The organism is Paenibacillus dokdonensis (genome assembly GCF_004916975.1).
Lineage (GTDB): Bacteria > Bacillota > Bacilli > Paenibacillales > Paenibacillaceae > Paenibacillus_AQ > Paenibacillus_AQ dokdonensis.
The window spans coordinates 2,974,231-2,992,102 of the sequence record NZ_STGQ01000001.1 but is presented as its reverse complement, the minus strand read 5'-3'; the positions used below and the strand labels follow the sequence as shown (position 1 = coordinate 2,992,102).

The following is a 17,872-nucleotide window of genomic DNA, read 5'->3' as shown; positions in this document are numbered from 1 at the left end:
AGGAGAAATTCGGAGACATGAAACAATTTGCACAAGAACTGGAACAATGGAAGGAAACTGCTGAAGATCGGATCGAAGGACAATTGCGTAAACTGGACCGTGTCATTGACCAGAATCAATGGAAGGTCATCGAAGCGTTTCAGCGGCATCAGGTAAGTGATTTTCATTTTGCGGGTTCAACAGGGTATGCCTATAATGACCGGGGCCGAGAGGTGCTGGATTTGGTATATGCGGACGTATTTGGAGCCGAAACTGCTCTGGTACGCCCGCATTTTGCTTCGGGCACACATACGATTTCGACGGCTCTATTTGGCGTGTTAAGACCTGGGGATGAGCTTTTTTATATCACAGGACGTCCTTACGATACACTTCATAAGGTTATTGGTAAAAAAGGCGACGGAACCGGCTCACTGCAGGATTTTGGAATTACATACCGTGAAGCTGCCTTAACGACGGATGGCGGTATTGATTGGGATGCTGTCCGTGACGGAATTCATGAATCCACGAAAGTTATCGGAATCCAGCGTTCAAGAGGGTATGATTGGCGATCATCCTTTACGGTGAATGAAATCGGTGAAATGGTCAAAAAGGTGAAAGAAATTAAGCCGGATGTGATCGTATTCGTCGATAACTGTTACGGGGAATTTACCGAAGTGCTTGAACCTACAGAAGTAGGTGCGGATCTGATCGCGGGCTCTTTGATTAAAAATCCTGGTGGAGGCATTGCCGAAACAGGAGGATATATTTGCGGAAAGCAGGCATATGTGGATCTCTGCGCGTATCGGCTGACAGCTCCAGGAATCGGTAGTGAAGTGGGTGCGATGTTAGGTACGACGCGTGGAATTTATCAGGGTTTGTTTATGGCACCGACATTGGTTGGACAAGCTTTAAAGGGAAGCATTTTTGCAGCGGCCATGTTCGAACAGGCCGGATTCGTAACCAAGCCAGCCTGGAATGAGACGCGGACGGATTTGATTCAGGCTATTGCATTCACGGGCGCAGAACATCTGATTGCTTTTGTCCAAGGTATCCAGCGTGCCGCTGCAGTGGACAGCCATGTGGTTCCAGAACCGTGGGACATGCCTGGATATGATCACCCTGTTATCATGGCAGCGGGGACCTTCATCCAAGGTGGAAGTCTCGAATTATCTGCAGACGCACCGATCCGGGAACCTTTCATCGGGTACATGCAAGGAGGCCTGACATACTCTCATGTCAAATTTGGAGTCATGTTAGCCCTGCAAAAGATGAAAGATCAAAATTTATTGTAAGTTTATCTGACATGTTATTGACGCAGGAGATCAGGAAATGTACAATATGAGTGAGAAAAGTTTACTGGAAGGTTGAGATAAGTCATGGGTGATGATATTCGCAGAAACATGGCATTGTTCCCAATTGGTATTGTTATGAAACTTACCGATTTGTCAGCCAGACAGATCCGGTACTATGAACAGCATAGCCTGATTGTTCCTGCACGTACCTCGGGTAATCAGCGCCTGTTCTCCTTTAACGATGTGGAAAGATTGCTGGAAATCAAGGCTCTGATTGAGAAGGGTGTTAACATCGCCGGTATTAAGCAGGTGATGAACCCGGTGTCCAAAGAATCCGAGGAAGCGACAGTCATTACCCCGGATACAGAAGTGAAACGAAAAGAAATGTCAGAATCCCAACTGCACCGCCTGCTGAAGCAGCAGCTCGTTTCCGGTAAGAGACCGGGTCAGGTATCATTAATTCAAGGTGAATTATCCCGGTTTTTTAATAAAAAATAAAACAGATTCAAAAATGGAAAGGGAGAGGATCCTGTGAGTTACACTAAAGAAGATATTCTTCGAATTGCCGAGGAAGAAAATGTTCGTTTTATCCGCCTTCAATTTACCGATTTGCTGGGAACGATTAAAAACGTTGAAATTCCAGTAAGCCAATTGAAAAAAGCAGTTGACAATAAGATGATGTTCGATGGATCTTCCATCGAAGGTTATGTTCGTATTGAAGAATCCGATATGTATCTGTATCCGGACCTCGATACCTGGGTTATTTTCCCTTGGGTAACCGAAGACCGCGTTGCACGTTTGATCTGTGACGTATATATGCCGGACGGTACTCCATTTGAAGGAGATCCGCGCGGCATTTTGAAACGCAACCTTAAAGAAGCAGAGGCTATGGGATACACTTCCATGAATGTGGGTCCAGAACCGGAATTCTTCCTGTTCAAAACGGATGAAAAAGGAAATCCGACAATGGAACTGAACGATCAGGGCGGATACTTTGACCTTGCTCCTACAGATCTCGGTGAGAACTGCCGTCGTGAAATCGTGCTTACCCTTGAAGAAATGGGCTTCGAAATCGAAGCTTCCCACCACGAAGTGGCACCGGGCCAGCATGAGATCGACTTTAAATATGAAAATGCTGTTAAAGCAGCTGACGAAATCCAAACATTCAAGCTGGTTGTTAAAACCATTGCACGCCAGCATGGCCTGCATGCGACATTTATGCCTAAGCCGCTGTTTGGTGTGAACGGATCCGGTATGCACTGTCACCAATCCTTGTTTAATGGTAACGTTAACGCTTTTTATGACGAATCCGATGAGCTTGGCCTGAGCCAGGAAGCTCGTTACTACATGGCGGGTATTTTGAAGCATGCACGTGCTTTTGCTGCGATCACGAACCCAACCGTAAACTCTTATAAACGTCTGGTTCCAGGCTATGAAGCTCCTTGCTATGTAGCATGGTCCGGCAGCAACCGCAGTCCGATGATCCGAATCCCGGCTTCCCGCGGTCTGAGTACTCGTGTCGAAGTGCGTAACCCGGATCCAGCTGCAAACCCTTATCTGGCACTTGCCGTAATGCTGCGTGCCGGTCTGAACGGTATCAGCAAAAAGATGCCTCTTCCAGCTCCAATCGACCGCAACATTTATGTGATGTCCGAAGAAGAGCGTATTGAAGAAGGCATCCCAAGTCTGCCGGCCGACCTGAAAGAAGCGTTGAACGAAATGGTTCGCGATGAAGTTGTCATCGAAGCGCTTGGCGAACATGCCCTGTCCCACTTCTACGAGCTTAAAGAAATTGAATGGGATATGTACCGCACACAAGTTCATCAATGGGAACGCGATCAATACATGACTCTGTACTAGGATGATAACCCCCTTACGCTATATGGCGTGAGGGGTTTTTGTATTTGTGGGAAGTGGAGAGAGGAGGTGAGCGATGAAGAGTGGTTGCCCACAAAACGCCCACAAAAAATCATTTTAAGAAATCACCAAGGTACTTTTCGAACTGGTCAATATTCTTATTCTTGATTTTTTTTGATATGTGCGCGTAAATATCTGATGTGATTTGAATACTTCCGTGCCCCAACTGTTCTTATACAAATTTCATGCCGGCACGACTTTCCAGCAGCAAGACTGCATATGTATGTCTTAACGAGTGGATTGGTAATGTTGGAAGCCTTGATTTCTTTAATATTCTTGAAAAAGCATTAAACAATGAAGACTTAGGCATGAAGTTGCTGTCGTTTCTACACAACACAAGGTTAAGCTCGTGCCTATACATATCTTTTAGAGTTAGTTTGTTTTGATTTTGCCATTTCATGTGGAATTTCAACTCATTGGATAGCGTATTGCTAATAAGTATTTTCCTTCTTGAATTATAAGTTTTAGGATCCCCAAATAATTCGTTTACATTTGAATCCGTAAATCTAATGTCTTGGTTATTGATATAGTATTGATTTTAAAATCAATGTCTGTCCATTGTAAGGCAGCTGCCTCGCCTTTACGTATTCCAGTCTCAATCAGAACCTTAAAGAAAATCCAGTATCTGTGCACATCTTTTTAAACTAACGGGCAGGATAGTTGAGCATTTATATTGAATTTATTAAATATTCAGGATTCGGAAAACACCACATAGTGAGGTGAAAATATGAATAGCGAAGTGATACTGCGAGACGTGAATAAAGATGAATTGCCGATATTTTTTGAGCAACAGTTGGACAAGACTTCCAACTATATGGCTGCCTTTACAGCCAAAGATCCAACGGACAAGATTGCCTTTATGTCACACTGGCAAAAGATATTAGACGACGATCGGATTATAAAAAAGACCGTACTCTTTAACGATCAAGTGGCGGGGCATGTTTCGAGTTTTGAACAGTTCGGTGAACCAGAAGTCAGCTACTGGATCGGACGACAGTACTGGGGAAGAGGTGTTGCAACTAGAGCACTTTCTCAACTTCTTGACTATGTAAACATTCGTCCCTTATTTGCTCGTGCAGTGAAAGATAATACAGCTTCTATTCGGGTATTGGAAAAATGCGGGTTTAAGATTTGTGGTGAAGATAAGGGGTTTTCCAATGCACGTGCTGAGGAAGTCGAAGAATATGTTTTAAAGCTGCCTTCTAAGGCAGAGTAGCCATCTCTCCAATATTTCTCAGTTAACGGGAAACATTAGTTGAAAAGTATTGACGAGTAAGTCAACAATTAATAATTGTCGGCTTTTTCTGTCGTATTCGGTCAATACTTTTCATCTTTCTTATTGAACTAACTGGCAGTTTTCTTCAATAAAAGAGTAATCCCATTTTGGGTCCAATGTGTTATAGTTCGGAAAAATGTTTGGAAGGACCTAAATAAATGGAAGAGGGATGTACTGATGCTCCATCAAAACAAGTTACTCGAAACCGGCGTACGATTGTTCGGACTTAATCCGGACGACTTGCTCAGTCATCATGATTCCGAACACAGTATCATTGCTTTTTACAGAATGGTAGAAACTAGTGTATTCCTAAGGATGACGAGAGCTACGCATAGGTCGACCGACATCATCCGTGGTGAGATCGACTGGATTGAGTTTCTATCGGACAAAGACTTGTGTGTTTCCCGGCCAGTTCGTTCCGTCGAGGGGCAGTTGGTGGAAGAAATAATGACGGATGAAGAAATATATTCAGCTGTTTGCTTTGAGGCCGCTCGTGGCCAGCGGATATCGGAAGCCGATTATAATGCTAAGTTGTTCCGTCTCATGGGGTCATTCATGGGGAAAATGCATAACGCCACGAAATATTATGAACAACCATCTATCCAATCCAAAAGATCGGATTGGTCCGCGGAAGTGGATCTAATCGCGAGCTTTGAACTATCTGAGTCCGAAAGGCAAATCGTAGAGCGTTACTCTGATTTGCGGGGACATATCGCAATGCTTCCGAAGTCGCGAGAAAGCTACGGGTTAATTCATGCTGATTTTCATCATGGAAACTTTTGCATGAATGGGGATACGATCTACTTATATGATTTTGATGCCTGCCGATATTCTTGGTTCGTAGATGATATTGCCATCGCGGTATTTTTCGCAACGGCGCTAGATCCTATGGATGATGCGAGGGAGAAGTTCCTAAACAGCTTCCTTGAAGGATATAGCTTAGAAAATGATTTGGAAAAGAGCTGGCTTGATGAAATCCCAAATTTTATAGCCCTAAGAGAGATTGGAAGATATATCAAGCTCTATCGTGCTTGCGGTGGAAGGTTTGAACGGCTCCATCAATGGGGAAGATCTTATATGCAAAATCGCAAAGAACGGATATTGCGACTCTAAGAAAGCCATTACACAACAAACTAAATTGACTTCTATGAGATCCAGAAGGCATCATTCAATGATTCAACTAACGGAGATCGATAGTTGAATAAGGAATTACTCGAGTTGCCCAACATATTAATTAATAGTCGGTCTTTTTCTGTCGCATCCGGACGATACTGTTCACCACTTTTAAACTAACGGACAGAATTGCGCAACAGACAAAAATGGATTAAAATGGTATTTATGATAGCTGATGAAGATATTGTATGGAGGGGATATGAGAAATGGATAAAAAAAGATCAGATAAAGCGATGTCAAATTGGCTGGCAATAGGAGTTGCATTAGGAACTGCTTTTGGTTTCATGTTTCATAACTATGCTATTGGAGTGGCAATTGGTGTTGCACTTGGAGCCGGAATCGGTGCATCATCGTACGTTGCAAGAAGAAATTGAATTAACGGACCCTTTAGTTCAATATTCAAAGAAAGGCTATCCTGCAAGGATGACCTCAAAACTTTCCGTTAACGAGCAAGACGGAGAACCGTATCATCTATCAAATTGGATCATTACGCTAACGAGAAACATTAGTTGAAAAAGTAATGATGAGTAAGTCAACATTTATTAATATTGGCTTTCTCTGTCGTATCAAGTTCTTGGTACAATAATATGAATAGATATTTACGTAAGGCGCTCATTTTTGAGCGTTTTTTTTGTTCAGGAAAAATTTCCTTATCTGAGGGGAGGTCAGCAATGGTTAGGGAGATTACCCCTGCTTTGCCCTCCTCGTTAGGTGGAGGACTATCTTTTTCACTAGCAGGATCAGAGTCTTAAAAAGCGTCAAACCGCTTAAATGTGTATTAAACTTACTTGAATATAAAACCAGCCGTAGCTTGCATGTGGTGGACCTCCGACATGCAACACCACACCGCGCGCTGGGAGCATAGTCCTTCGTATAAGAAAGAAGATTCCTCAAGAAAAGTTGGATGAACTAAACATATCCATAAAAGTGCCTTTATTTATTCCAATACGTGAACATTCAACTAACGGGGAACGTAAGTTGAATAAACCAGCGGCAGTCTAAGCCTTTATTTATTAGTCCAATTCTCACGCGCGCAACCGCTCGACGGAATCGTAACGATTGACTTCTTAGCGACGTTGATGGGCTTCACAGCGTCCTCGTTCACAAAGATCCTTCCACCATTATTCAGGTACTCAACGCCGTTCTGCTTAAAGAACGTATAGTCCAAGAGATCCCGCCCGCTCATTCCCGGAATTTGCAATTCGGAGACGGCCGTATTCGGGCTCGCAATTGTTTTGACACGTTCAATTGGGTGGGCGGCAACACCAAATAAACGATCGACGTATACTTCTCATTCAGCAAATAATACTTCTTGCCGTCTCGCTGCATCCATGCTTTTTTTGTCTTTGTCGGAAGATCTTGAGGCTGGAGCTTCTCGGCGTTGTACTCTGACAGAGCCGTCTGCCCAAGATCTGGCACCGAAACGTATTGACGAATCCATAAGTAAGTGCGGCCATTCTCCTTCGTAACAAAGCTGATCATCACATTCCCATCCGCACTCTTAAACGTGCCGTCCGCCGAATGCTCGTAGATCTGGGCCGGACTACCGGGTAACTGCTCCGAAGTGATGGACATGACGCCGCCTTCGTTAATATCGATGTTAAACGTTCCAATATACGCACCATAGATTCCCGAATACTGCAGCATGTACTCCGGCATATCATTCTTTACCGGAGCGCCGTACGACTTCTCAGGCTTGAATTCGGCAATTGTCCCTTTCTCCTTCAGAGTCTGAAGCAGGATTTCGTTCGCCAGAAGCTGGTCGTACGTGCTGCTTCCGCCGGAAGAGACGACAGCTGCCGCTATGTCCTGCTCGGGAAGCGCGACGAGCGACGAGTGAATGAGAGGCGTGTCCCCGCCTTTGGTCAGCGCCTTCATCCCGTATTCGATGAAGGGATAAAGATTGACGCTGTCCCAGCCGAGACCGTATTCGAACGAGCTGTCCGCATTGTCTGGCCACAAAGTCGTCTTATACTCGTCTTGTGCCATGGCCGCAGCCGATTTGCCGGACAAGACTTCTTCCGCTCTCCCCGTGAAAATTTGCGAGAATCGAGCCAAATCTTCCGCAGTGGAATAGATGCCCCCCCGTTCCGATCACGTTAACCGGCTGGTTGGGAAGTTGTCCTATGTAGGTAGGATAATAGATTCCCGCCATCTTCGCTGAATCCAGAGAATCGAACGGCGTCTCCGTATTGGCCATACCCAGAGGTTTCGTAATGTATCGATGGATATATGAGGTGAAGTCCATACCGCTGACACGCTCGACCAGAATCTCGGCCAGCGTAAATCCGTCATTGCAGTAAACGGAGTAAGCACCCGGGTCCGCCTTCAAGGTCTGTCTGGCCAGTTGCTTCAGCAGTGTGTCGTGGGCGTAAGTATCGTTATCTTCGAATAAAAAGGCGTCCGTAAACGACGATCCGTTCAGACCGGAAGAATGATTCAGCAGCATGCGCGGTGTAATCTGCTTGTATCGTTCATCCTTCATCGTAAACTCGGGGATATACTGGACGACCGGCGTATCCAGAACGATTTTCTCTTGGTCGACCAACTGCATGACGGCAACCGCGGTAAACATTTTACTCGTCGAGCCGATCCCGTATATCGTGTCTTTCGTGAGGAGATCGGCCTTCTCCTTTGCATCTTTCCGGGTTACTTCGTAGGTGATCAAAGCATCGTTCGAAGGTGAGTCCATTGCCGCCGTTGGCTCAGATGTATTCAGAACCCCTGCTATGTTCTGCGTCTCTGCCGGTGCTCTGTTGTCGTCGCAGGAGAATAGCAGCAAACACGAAGATAGCATAACTCCCATTATCCATCGACTTTTCATCATTCGAACTCTCCTTCCGGAGTTTTGGTAGATATGAGCCTGATTTGGTATATTTATACATTATTGAAAATTAGTATTTATGCAAAACTGCCCGTAGCGTAACGATCGATCCTCGATTAATGCTTTTTTTAAAATACGGAAAATAAAGAGATTTACATATTAGTTGCGAATAATTATGTAGATCCCTTTATTTTATTAAATTCTTCTCAACCAAGGTCTTGATAATGTTTAGTCTAATACTATATTTTCATTGAACAATTTAATTAACACATAACCCCCGTTGAACAGAAAGATTTGGAGAGGAGGCTTTAACTCGCATGTTGGATTGTCAACAGTAAATCAGACAACTTTTTTAAGGGCTTCTTGGCGATACTGAACAGGAGTCATATAACCTAATGTCCCATGAATACGATGCTTGTTGAACCAATTAACGTAATCGTATAATTCCAGTTCCAGATGACGAAGACTTTGGAAGTTCATCTGGTTCACGAACTCTGTTTTCATGATTTTGTAGGTAGCTTCGGCTACAGCGTTATCGTATGGACAGCCTTTCGCACTTAGAGATCTGCCGATCTCAAACGTCCCCAGAAGCTCGTCTATCTTTTGATTTTTAAACTCGCTGCCGCGGTCCGTATGAAACCACTGAATCTGACGTAAATCTCCCTGGACGTTCGCAAAAGCGCGGGAAATCAGAGCAGCGTCTTTATTCGTACCTGCACTATGGCCAATGATCTCTCGATTGAACAAGTCGAGCAGCACACATATGTAATGCCATCGGTTCTGAACCTTCACATAAGTCAGATCGCTGACAACGAAGCGCTTTGCTTCCTCCTGCTCGAACTCACGGTCCAGAACATTCCCTGTCGTTGCTTCATTAGAAGCGGTTTTATGGGGCTTATATTGAGCCACAGTGTAGGTGGAAACTAGCCCTTGCTCTTTCATAATCCGCCCAATTCTACGTCTGGAAACGACGAATCCGCGTTCTTGGAGCTTGACCTTGATCTTTCGTGTACCGTAAGCTTTTCGATTGTTGTGGAATATCTCAAGAATCGCTTCGGTTATATCGTCTTCGTTCGGTTGTTCTTTCGCGTCATAGTAAAACGTACTTCTTGCGATTTGCAGGACGTCGCACATTGCTGATACCGAGTATTTATCGAGGTTGTTCTGGATGATAGCTACTTTCGTCCCATGATCAGCGCGGCTTGCTTTAAAATATCCACCTCCATTTTCAGACGTTGGTTCTCTTTTCGTAATGCAATTAACTCGTTTTCTTCTGACGAGCGATTGTCCTTCTCCTTGAAGGAGCCCGTTGTCTGAGCTTGTTTGATCCAGCGGTCTAAAGCAGAGGCTGTGAGATCATATTCCTCCACAATGGCTGCTCTGGATTTCCCATTTTCATAGAGTTCCACCAGTTGCTTTTTGAATGCTGAGGTAAAGGTACGTCGTTCTTGTTTTGGCATTGTAGAGTTCCGCTCCTTAATGATGATAGGTTTATTCTACAAGCCCTTATTTTTTCTGTCCAACTAAGTGTAGACGATCCATGTTGTGGTTTGGGTTTGCAGAGTCCAATGAATTTTTGAAAACTGTACAAAATAGCTGCTCACTCCGGATATTTTGTACAGTTTAATATTTATGTACAAGTGTAATTTATGCTAATAATGCATAGTTCAAAAGGATTGGGATTGTTTCTTTAATAATCTACACGTTGGTTTATAGAGATACTTTCGGTTCAAAAATGAAATTAGAATGTGAGAAGGGGCTTGCTGACGTTGCGAGTAACATTGGACTGATAAACATAAAAAAAACCTCTGATGCAATTATAGCTTTTAACTGCATTAGAGGTGGGCGGTAAGTATTGGTACTAATCCGACTGTAGCCTCTGCGGTAACAAAAGGCCATCTCAGAATTATTTGGCTGTGATATGCTCGGTACATGTATTCAGCTCTGTCAATATCGCCAACAAGCTCTTAAAAAGTTGTCTGATTTAAAGGATCATCGGCTAAAGATCAATCATGTCCGAGTAATTAGGTCAAATGCAAAAGGGGCGTCTCCGAGTCGGAAGACGGACTTTTGAGACAGTCCCATAATCCATTGTATGAATTGCTTGTGTATTACCCCGAAATCACTCTCTCCACAGGAAAATGAATTTTCGGTTTCTTTTTCTTGCCTCCAATAATAAAGATGAACGATGTCAGACCGATTCTACCAATGAACATGAGCAGCATCAGCAGACATTTGGCAAAGGCGCTTAGTTCTGGTGTAATGCCGGTGGACATCCCTACCGTACCAAAGGCAGAGCACACCTCCAAAATGATGGATATCAGTTGATGATGTGGATCAGTAATGTTGATCACAATAACGGAGGTCCCACACATCATAATGGCAAGCAGCATAATCGCCAGTGATTTCATGACATCATCCGGATGGATTTCTCGGTTAAACACTTTGATCTCCCGATTCCCTCTGACGTAGTTATATACAAATAAGGTGCATACCGCAAAGGTCGTGGTTCGAATTCCTCCGCCTACAGAGTTTGGAGATCCTCCGATAAACATGTAGATGCTCATAACAAGCAGGGTAGATTCTGACATTTGAGTGATATCCATCGTCGTTAATCCGGCGCTTCGAGTTGAAGTGGTTTGGAAGAACGAGTAGAAGAAGCCCTCATGCCATGACATTCCCTTAAAATAATGCTGATATTCAAGCAAGAAAATAAGAATTGTCCCAACGACCAAAAGAATGACATACGTCGATGTCGTTAATTTGGCAAATAGTGAAAAGCGAAATGGCTGGGCCTGCTTGTCTCTTCTTCTCGCTAAAAAAGTCTTAATCTCAATCAGCACAGGGAATCCGATGGCTCCGAATATGATCAAGAAGCTGGTAACAATTTGTACAAAATAATCATGGGCAAAAGGCATCAGCGATTGTCCTGTAATATCCATTCCGGCGTTCGTCGTTGCACTGACTGAGGCAAACAATCCTTGTAGGAAGGCTTCTTGCCAGGTTGGGAAATAATTAAGAAAATGTAGTCCGAAAATAACAGCTCCAATGAATTCAGCAAGCAAAATAATCCCTAAAATTTCCTTAATGAATTGAACCAGCCCTGATAATTGAAACTGGTTGTTGTCAACCATGATAAGCTGGCGTTCGCGCAATCCAATTTTACGTCCGATAAGGATCCAGAAGAAGGTGCTCATCGCCATAATCCCAAGACCACCGAATTGCAGCACCAACATAATGATAAAGTATCCAAAAACACTAAAGGTGTCTGCAACGTTCAGTACAGCAAGACCTGTGTCGCTTACGACGCTAACTGCTGTGAACACCGTATCAAAGAAGCTTACCTCTGTGCCACGTCGATATACGCCTGGAAGGCTGAATAATCCGATAGATATCGTTACGGCAAATAAATAATAGCCGGTTATAGCCTGAGCAGGTGAGCGTTTTTCTAGCCAACCTCGCATTTTACTAAGTAGGGTCAACAATGTATCCTCCAAATTCATAAATCGTAAAAAGAAGACAATGAAAGAGATTGCTCTTCCGACAGCTTCAAACGAATTTTTAATCGAATCGTGTTTATCATACCCGTGGTATTTCGGCTTGTAAAGGGTAGTAAATAACAATACTTTTGAACAACCAATTATAATGAGCAGATGAACTAATATCAAATAATAAACTTTGTAAAGACTGAATCGTGAAGCAGCCCCGATCGGGTCCAGTTTCTCATTTTCACCTGAGCACGAGCCCTCGGTTCCAGATAAACGAATTAAATAGTCATTTGATCATTTTCTTATTATTAGCTGTTGCAGTGCTTCGGTTACTTAATGACAAGTTTGAATTAGTATCATTTGAGGTCTTGGAGAAAAAGGATCAAGTGATGATTGAGGCGCTCCTGATCCTTTTTCTTATTGTGACATCATAAATTTACCTAGTCATGCCGGGGCAAATATTGTCTACTACGATAAATTCGAATACGCTCTATTCGACTCCGGCCTTATGGGGATAAGGACGATTTAGCAGAGACGTCCCTGGTCACAAAGACGACTAATGTGAGTTTGAACTATGTACCTCCACCTTAAGAGCATTAAGTTTTTATAAGTGCTCTTTCTAACTTTTTATTACTGTCTTGATTGTAGTCTTGGTCTTAGTGGTTGTAACAGTCCCTTTGTTGTTTTTTGAACCGAATTGCTTGTTGTTGCCCTTCTTTAACACTATCGGTAATACACCAAGTATTATCGTTGTGGCCAACATTACGATGAGACAACAAAGCCGGAAAAGGAGGAACCTAAGATGCCTGAACATGATGAACCAGATGGGGGAGTTATTTATGTCATGCAGTCAATGAATACTCCAGCATTTGAAACTTTTACCTTGCACACTTCGTATAGATGGTGGAGGCGATACATATGAAATTAAATCAAAGAATAGGTTTATCACTGACAGCAGGACTCCTGGGGATATGCTTGGTGTCAATTACGACTGAAGCAGCAGTATCAGAAACCGTAGATAAACAAGTGCAAGTGTTAGCCCAGACGACGGAGAAGGTTGTTGTTACTGATCCGACGGTCATAACCAAACTGAACAATACCAGTGTTACACCATTAATCATTGAAGCCGAGAAGAGATTTTTTTATGCAATGGGTGGCGGAAATGCTCCAGAGGAAGGTTTCGAATTAAATGGCCAGCAATACCGTTATGTGTCTGAAGATATCGGAACCCGTGCAAAGCTGATGGATTATCTTAAGCAAGTATATACTGAAAAAGCGGCTGCCTACTTTGTTGATAAATATTTCATCACCTATGATGGACGATTAGCGCAGCTTAATGCCGATGCAGGCAATATTCTGGAATACAACAAGGCTACCGCCAAAATGCTGAGCATGACGGCAACGCAGCGGGTATACAAGCTGAGTGTGCCTTACCCAGAACATAATCAGGGTCCAAAATACATTATTGTAAAGTTTGAGAAGGTCGGTGACTTCTGGCGAGTGGGAACAGCACCACATGCTATTTTCTAAATCATATATAGGCTCGACAAGACTTAACGAAGACTCTGCTGGCTATGTGCTGGAAGAGTCTTTTTAGGTTTTACAATCCGCTCATTTGTTGGATTCGTTCTGATGGCTCATCCTGAACACGTGGATTGAGCCATTATTTAATTGCCTTTTTGCCCTTCCCCAAGATCGGCAGATTCCATAATATATGGTGTACTCTAAATTAAAGGAGGTCGCACTCATGAGTGAAGTTGTTGGAGGAGTAGGTTATGGTTATGGTGGTATGGGCACAAGTACGGCAGCAATCCTAGTTCTGTTCATTTTGCTGGTTATCATAACTAAATCTTTCTTTTTCTAAGAATGGGACATTTAAGACCTGCTGGCATTGTGAACTGACCCCAAAAATTTAGACACGTGGAGACCTAGGCTGCTATAGAGGACTGGAGGCGGTATTCTACCGGCGAGAGTCCTCTTAGCTTTTGTTTAGTCCTTCGGTGGTTGTAATAGTGCATATACTGATGTAATTCTTGGATGAACTCTTCAAGTGAATCAAATTCTTGAATATACAAAAGCTCAGTTTTCAAGATACCAAAGAAATTCTCTATTACTGAGTTATCCAGGCAGTTTCCTTTACGTGACATACTCTGTGTGATTCCTCTCTCTGAGAGCATATGTTGGTAGTGTTTATGCTGGTATTGCCATCCTTGATCAGAGTGCACAATAAGTTTGTGTTGCTCAGGAAGCTTCTTAAATGAATCTTGAAGCATCTCAGTGACCATAGAGAAGGTGGGCCTACTGGATATGGTGTAGGTGACAATTTCACGGTTATACAGATCCATAATCGGCGACAGATATATCTTTTGCCCAAACAGGTGGAATTCAGTCACATCGGTAACCCACTTTTCATTTGGTGCTACTGCATTAAAATCCCTTTTCAGGACATTCGGAGCTGCTTTCCCTTGGTCACCTTTATAAGAACGATATTTCTTCCTACGAACCATACACCGAAGCCCTAGCTCTTTCATTAGGCGCTGGACTGTCTTGTGGTTGATTTGAGATGTTTTACGAATCTCCCTAGTCATCGTACGGTATCCTGCCCGACACTTTAATTCGTCGTTAAATAAACGCCGCATCTCTGTCTTCACATCGGCGTACTTATCCGGATTACTCCATTTCTTTACATGATAATAGTAAGTGCTACGAGGAATGTCTGCAATTTTGACAAGCTCTTTTACGTTAAATTCATGCCTTAGCTCGTATATCACATGAGCTTTGTCGTCGTTCGTAATTAGTCCTTTTCCTGAACTAAGGCATTCAATTTTTTTAAGTATGCAACCTCCATACGAAGGCGTTGGTTTTCCTTAATCAGCTCGTCTACATTGCTTGTATTTTCCTCTAATCCTTCCAGTGGCTCTTTACTAGCAACACGTCCTCGGCGCTCTATATAAAGGCCTCCCGGCCCCTCACTTTGATATAGCCGTTCCCATTTTCGTATTGATCTGTCCGGTACATCATGCTTCTTTGCTGCGCCTTTATAACTCAAACGGTTCTTATGCATGTCTTCTAATATGTACTGCTTTTGTTCTCCTGTAAAAGTCCTGTATGTTTGCTTAGTTAATAGTCCTGCAGCTCCATGCTTGGAGTAGGCTGCTACCCATTCATTAACAGTGACATGGCTCATTCCATATTTCCGCGCTGCTTCGTTCTCAGAAAGCCCGCCCTCAAGGACATCTATGGCAACTTTTATTCGTATCTCTTCGCTGTATTTGACCATAATGTAAAAATCCGCACCCCTTCTTCTTAGACGATTATATCATGTGTCCAAGATATGGGGTGCGGTTCATTGTGCCAGCAGGGTCTTTTGGTATTTCAGGATTAGTAATATTTTGTGGAATAAACATAACATATCTAGAAACGGTGAACGATATTGACGGTGAGGTAGTAAACCTGTTCCGGATAAGAAATAACCCAGAATTACAGAAATTTGCATGATTAAGCTATCGGATACTATAGTTTTCTTGCCTTGATTACAAAAGTTACAGGAAGCATCTTTGCTTTTTTTGCAAAATCACTGTCATCGCCCCGCGATTGCAACATTTCATCATCAGATTGCTCAATCATTTGCTCAATGACAAATCCCGCTTTTGAGAGCGCATTTACATAGGTTGATAGTTTACGGTCCGATAATGTTAGCGTACTTTCCTCAAGAGATACCGAATACCAAGATTCATCGAAATAACATTTTTTAAAATTAAGCACGTTATTTTCTGCAACAACACATTTGTGTATAGGGTGAGACCAACTGAAAATAAATACACCGTCTTTTTTTAGATAAGAAGCAATTCTGCAAAAAGTACTCTCAAGGTCGGTTGTCCAGCCTATGGCATAAATCGAATAAACAAAGTCAAAATAATTTTCAGGTATGCCACATTTTTCTTCCATGGGAGAACAGATTAATTTTGCTGAAAGACCGCGCTCTGTCAAATATTGCCTTGTCTTTTCGATTTGGTTTTCTGATATATCCATACCCCATAGTTCAGATGCTTTGCGTTCCCCCTGATATTGCAAGGATTGACCGCTTCCACAGCCTATCTCCAGCATCTTTTTTCCTGAAACATCGCCAAAAAGCTGGCATTTTTCTTCTGAGACAAATGCTCCATATAAAGGAAGCGAGGTTGCTCCTAAGATGTCATTTCCTTTTGTATCCCAAAAGATGCTGTTTGTTTTATGTATTGAATTCTTGTCCATGTCGACCGAGATGGCGCTGCCAACCTCGCCAGCCCCTATAATGTTTGTTCTATAAACAGAATTCTTGTCCATGCCGCTACCATCCCCCAATATAATATGAGCCTAAACGTGTATCCCGACTTACGTGTTATCCCAATAACACAAATCGAATACGAACATTCTGCGCTATTCAAAACAATGTACCATTTTCCTATGAGCAAATCCACCTAAAATCTCCCATCCAACGTACATTTGATCTCACAGACAATGACCGCCTCATCATGTGGCAATGGTAACGGCCTGCGGCATGACATCATTAAAAAATACCTAAAGAATTTACTGGCTATGCGCGTTAAAAAAGACTGAATCTAAATGTCGGGTTCAACTCGCTGGTTGTAAATAGTAAGGGGGCTTATTAAGTGGACAGATTAGTTAAAATTTAAAATCCGTGACAGAGCAAATGATATTGACAAATTAACTACTGCGTGTTACTTTATAGCAGTAGTAAGTAATACTTCATACCAGTCATACAGAATAGCAAAGGGTGATTATGTTGGAAAACCTAACGGAAATGCTCAAAGGCGTGCTCGAGGGCTGTGTCCTTGAAATTATAAGCCGCAAAGAAACCTACGGATACGAAATCACGCGGCGGCTGAACGCCATCGGTTTTACAGATGTTGTGGAGGGAACGGTGTACACCATCCTGATCCGGCTTGAAAAAAACAAGTTGGTGGAGATCACCAAGAAGCCCTCCGACATGGGACCACCGCGAAAGTTTTTCGCGATCAACGACGCGGGACGCGAGGAGCTGCGGAAGTTCTGGGAAAAATGGGAGTTCGTATCATCAAAAATGAGCGAGTTAAAGGAGAAAAAACAATGAACTTTTGGGAAAAAATCACCGGCAGCGACATGACTAAAGAAATGAAAGCTTTTGAAGCGCGAGCCAAAAAGCTTCCGGCCGATTATCAAGCGGCATGGGAAGACATCAATACAAATATTTGGTCGTACTCCAATTTCTCTGGTCGCAACCTCATGCCAATTCTCGACGGTGTGCTTGGCCTGCTCGAAGAATCGTCGGCGGACGGTCAGCGTGTCCAAGAGGTGTTGGGTGACGATATCAAAGGCTTCTGTTCAGCACTCGCAGGCGAAGAAGGGGCAAAGTCTTATCGCGACAAGTGGCGTGAGCAACTTAACCATAATATCGCTAAAAAATTAGGTAAATAGAATGAACTAAAGTTTTGATTTGATATCCCTGTTACAACGGCTCCGAAAGGCCTTAAAACATTGTTTTCTTTAGTTCATTCGATATAAATAGGAGGATAATATGAGAATACAAGATATCATCGAAGGCAAAAAAGAGTGGCGTGCGCATGTGGCGCGTGTCAAAGCGCTCCCGCAAGATTATCAGATTGTTTATAAAGAGATTCAAAAATTTTTCCTTAAGGTAGGCCCTGTTGAGCTAACCGAAGGGACGGGTTTACTCTCGGGGATTGTCGATCTTTTTGAAGACGGCGCGGCCTTGGGGAAAGGCGTGCTCGAAGTGACGGGCAATGACGTAGCGGCTTTCTGCGACGATCTAATCAAAGATTCAAAAACTTACGCTGACATCAATCAAGAATCCGTAGACCAAAAAGTCTACAAGGCCATAAAAAAGGTTACGGATAAAACAAAGTAAAAGGGGGGGATCAGG

17 protein-coding genes and 1 pseudogene are annotated in these 17,872 nt (G+C 43.1%); 11 read left to right on the top strand and 7 right to left on the bottom strand.

Going from position 1 to position 17,872, the window contains the following annotated elements:
* Window positions 1-17: 17 nt before the first annotated feature.
* From E6W40_RS13840 to glnA, 3 genes are all read left to right on the top strand, one after another.
* Window positions 18-1,271 carry a methionine gamma-lyase family protein gene (locus E6W40_RS13840; RefSeq protein ID WP_136605983.1) on the top strand — a complete coding sequence of 418 codons (1,254 nt, stop codon included), beginning with the start codon at window positions 18-20 and terminating at the stop codon, window positions 1,269-1,271.
* An 84-nt stretch (window positions 1,272-1,355) separates the two neighbouring features.
* On the top strand, window positions 1,356-1,769 hold the full coding sequence (locus tag E6W40_RS13835) for a MerR family transcriptional regulator (protein ID WP_136605982.1): 414 nt from the start codon (window positions 1,356-1,358) through the stop codon (window positions 1,767-1,769).
* Between the two features lie 33 nt (window positions 1,770-1,802).
* Complete coding sequence (gene glnA, locus E6W40_RS13830) at window positions 1,803-3,131, top strand: type I glutamate--ammonia ligase (RefSeq protein ID WP_136605981.1); 1,329 nt, start codon at window positions 1,803-1,805, stop codon at window positions 3,129-3,131.
* 109 nt (window positions 3,132-3,240) lie between these two features.
* Here glnA and E6W40_RS13825 read toward each other — a convergent pair.
* Window positions 3,241-3,812: pseudogene (locus E6W40_RS13825) on the bottom strand (site-specific integrase); the annotation flags it as partial.
* A 103-nt stretch (window positions 3,813-3,915) separates the two neighbouring features.
* Here E6W40_RS13825 and E6W40_RS13820 point away from each other — a divergent pair.
* The 3 genes from E6W40_RS13820 (at window position 3,916) to E6W40_RS29495 (ending at window position 6,011) form a co-directional block, all read left to right on the top strand.
* A complete protein-coding gene (locus E6W40_RS13820) occupies window positions 3,916-4,404 on the top strand; it encodes a GNAT family N-acetyltransferase (protein WP_136605980.1) in 489 nt (162 codons plus the stop codon).
* A gap of 237 nt (window positions 4,405-4,641) precedes the next feature.
* Window positions 4,642-5,577: a phosphotransferase gene (locus tag E6W40_RS13815; RefSeq protein WP_136605979.1), complete on the top strand. Its 936-nt coding sequence runs from the start codon at window positions 4,642-4,644 to the stop codon at window positions 5,575-5,577.
* A 266-nt stretch (window positions 5,578-5,843) separates the two neighbouring features.
* Complete coding sequence (locus E6W40_RS29495; RefSeq protein WP_168928782.1) at window positions 5,844-6,011, top strand: glycine zipper domain-containing protein; 168 nt, start codon at window positions 5,844-5,846, stop codon at window positions 6,009-6,011.
* A gap of 808 nt (window positions 6,012-6,819) precedes the next feature.
* Here the strand turns inward: E6W40_RS29495 and E6W40_RS30505 are convergent.
* The 4 genes from E6W40_RS30505 to E6W40_RS13800 all read right to left on the bottom strand — a co-directional run bounded on the left by E6W40_RS30505 (window position 6,820) and on the right by E6W40_RS13800 (window position 11,925).
* Window positions 6,820-7,695 (bottom strand): serine hydrolase domain-containing protein, encoded by an 876-nt coding sequence (locus E6W40_RS30505; protein ID WP_425464924.1) that lies wholly within the window; start codon window positions 7,693-7,695, stop codon window positions 6,820-6,822.
* The gene (locus tag E6W40_RS30500) at window positions 7,607-8,464 is read right to left on the bottom strand and encodes a serine hydrolase domain-containing protein (protein ID WP_425464923.1); all 858 of its coding nucleotides are present in this window, start codon (window positions 8,462-8,464) and stop codon (window positions 7,607-7,609) included. Before E6W40_RS30500 ends, E6W40_RS30505 begins: the two co-directional genes overlap by 89 nt.
* A 336-nt stretch (window positions 8,465-8,800) precedes the next feature.
* Window positions 8,801-9,921 (bottom strand): IS3 family transposase gene (locus E6W40_RS13805; RefSeq protein WP_136603897.1). Its coding sequence is split into 2 segments (ribosomal slippage): window positions 8,801-9,672 and window positions 9,672-9,921, totalling 1,122 coding nucleotides; the frame shifts between segments, so codons are not numbered across the junction.
* A gap of 651 nt (window positions 9,922-10,572) precedes the next feature.
* Window positions 10,573-11,925, bottom strand: a complete 1,353-nt coding sequence (locus E6W40_RS13800) for a TrkH family potassium uptake protein (RefSeq protein WP_211147047.1) — start codon at window positions 11,923-11,925, stop codon at window positions 10,573-10,575.
* 942 nt (window positions 11,926-12,867) lie between these two features.
* Between E6W40_RS13800 and E6W40_RS13790 the strand changes: the two genes are divergently transcribed.
* On the top strand, window positions 12,868-13,479 hold the full coding sequence (locus E6W40_RS13790) for a DL-endopeptidase inhibitor IseA family protein (RefSeq protein WP_168928927.1): 612 nt from the start codon (window positions 12,868-12,870) through the stop codon (window positions 13,477-13,479).
* A gap of 217 nt (window positions 13,480-13,696) precedes the next feature.
* The gene (gene yjcZ, locus E6W40_RS13785) at window positions 13,697-13,813 is read left to right on the top strand and encodes a sporulation protein YjcZ (RefSeq protein WP_136605976.1); all 117 of its coding nucleotides are present in this window, start codon (window positions 13,697-13,699) and stop codon (window positions 13,811-13,813) included.
* Between the two features lie 64 nt (window positions 13,814-13,877).
* On the opposite strand, the gene E6W40_RS30495 is transcribed toward yjcZ, so the two are convergent.
* Both E6W40_RS30495 and E6W40_RS13770 read right to left on the bottom strand, forming a co-directional pair.
* A protein-coding gene (locus E6W40_RS30495) for an IS3 family transposase (protein WP_425464922.1) occupies window positions 13,878-15,229 on the bottom strand; the annotation gives its coding sequence in 2 pieces (ribosomal slippage) (window positions 13,878-14,773 and window positions 14,773-15,229; 1,353 coding nt in all).
* 233 nt (window positions 15,230-15,462) lie between these two features.
* Window positions 15,463-16,275 (bottom strand): class I SAM-dependent methyltransferase, encoded by an 813-nt coding sequence (locus tag E6W40_RS13770; protein WP_136605973.1) that lies wholly within the window; start codon window positions 16,273-16,275, stop codon window positions 15,463-15,465.
* A gap of 457 nt (window positions 16,276-16,732) precedes the next feature.
* Between E6W40_RS13770 and E6W40_RS13765 the strand changes: the two genes are divergently transcribed.
* The 3 genes from E6W40_RS13765 (at window position 16,733) to E6W40_RS13755 (ending at window position 17,857) form a co-directional block, all read left to right on the top strand.
* Entirely contained in the window at window positions 16,733-17,062 is a 330-nt protein-coding gene (locus E6W40_RS13765) for a PadR family transcriptional regulator (RefSeq protein ID WP_136606993.1), read from the top strand.
* On the top strand, window positions 17,059-17,406 hold the full coding sequence (locus E6W40_RS13760) for a DUF1048 domain-containing protein (RefSeq protein WP_136605972.1): 348 nt from the start codon (window positions 17,059-17,061) through the stop codon (window positions 17,404-17,406). The genes E6W40_RS13765 and E6W40_RS13760 overlap by 4 nt, the downstream gene beginning before the upstream one ends.
* A gap of 100 nt (window positions 17,407-17,506) precedes the next feature.
* On the top strand, window positions 17,507-17,857 hold the full coding sequence (locus E6W40_RS13755) for a DUF1048 domain-containing protein (protein ID WP_136605971.1): 351 nt from the start codon (window positions 17,507-17,509) through the stop codon (window positions 17,855-17,857).
* Window positions 17,858-17,872 lie beyond the last annotated feature (15 nt).

Coding starts and splice junctions, on each gene's coding strand:
- E6W40_RS13840 (WP_136605983.1), top strand. CDS start 18: ATGAAACAATTTGCACAAGAACTGGAACAATGGAAGGAAACTGCTGAA.
- E6W40_RS13790 (WP_168928927.1), top strand. CDS start 12,868: ATGAAATTAAATCAAAGAATAGGTTTATCACTGACAGCAGGACTCCTG.
- E6W40_RS13820 (WP_136605980.1), top strand. CDS start 3,916: ATGAATAGCGAAGTGATACTGCGAGACGTGAATAAAGATGAATTGCCG.
- E6W40_RS13815 (WP_136605979.1), top strand. CDS start 4,642: ATGCTCCATCAAAACAAGTTACTCGAAACCGGCGTACGATTGTTCGGA.
- E6W40_RS13835 (WP_136605982.1), top strand. CDS start 1,356: ATGGGTGATGATATTCGCAGAAACATGGCATTGTTCCCAATTGGTATT.
- E6W40_RS13765 (WP_136606993.1), top strand. CDS start 16,733: ATGTTGGAAAACCTAACGGAAATGCTCAAAGGCGTGCTCGAGGGCTGT.
- E6W40_RS13800 (WP_211147047.1), bottom strand. CDS start 11,925: ATGCGAGGTTGGCTAGAAAAACGCTCACCTGCTCAGGCTATAACCGGC.
- E6W40_RS30500 (WP_425464923.1), bottom strand. CDS start 8,464: ATGATGAAAAGTCGATGGATAATGGGAGTTATGCTATCTTCGTGTTTG.
- E6W40_RS13755 (WP_136605971.1), top strand. CDS start 17,507: ATGAGAATACAAGATATCATCGAAGGCAAAAAAGAGTGGCGTGCGCAT.
- E6W40_RS13760 (WP_136605972.1), top strand. CDS start 17,059: ATGAACTTTTGGGAAAAAATCACCGGCAGCGACATGACTAAAGAAATG.
- E6W40_RS13770 (WP_136605973.1), bottom strand. CDS start 16,275: ATGGACAAGAATTCTGTTTATAGAACAAACATTATAGGGGCTGGCGAG.
- E6W40_RS29495 (WP_168928782.1), top strand. CDS start 5,844: ATGGATAAAAAAAGATCAGATAAAGCGATGTCAAATTGGCTGGCAATA.
- yjcZ (WP_136605976.1), top strand. CDS start 13,697: ATGAGTGAAGTTGTTGGAGGAGTAGGTTATGGTTATGGTGGTATGGGC.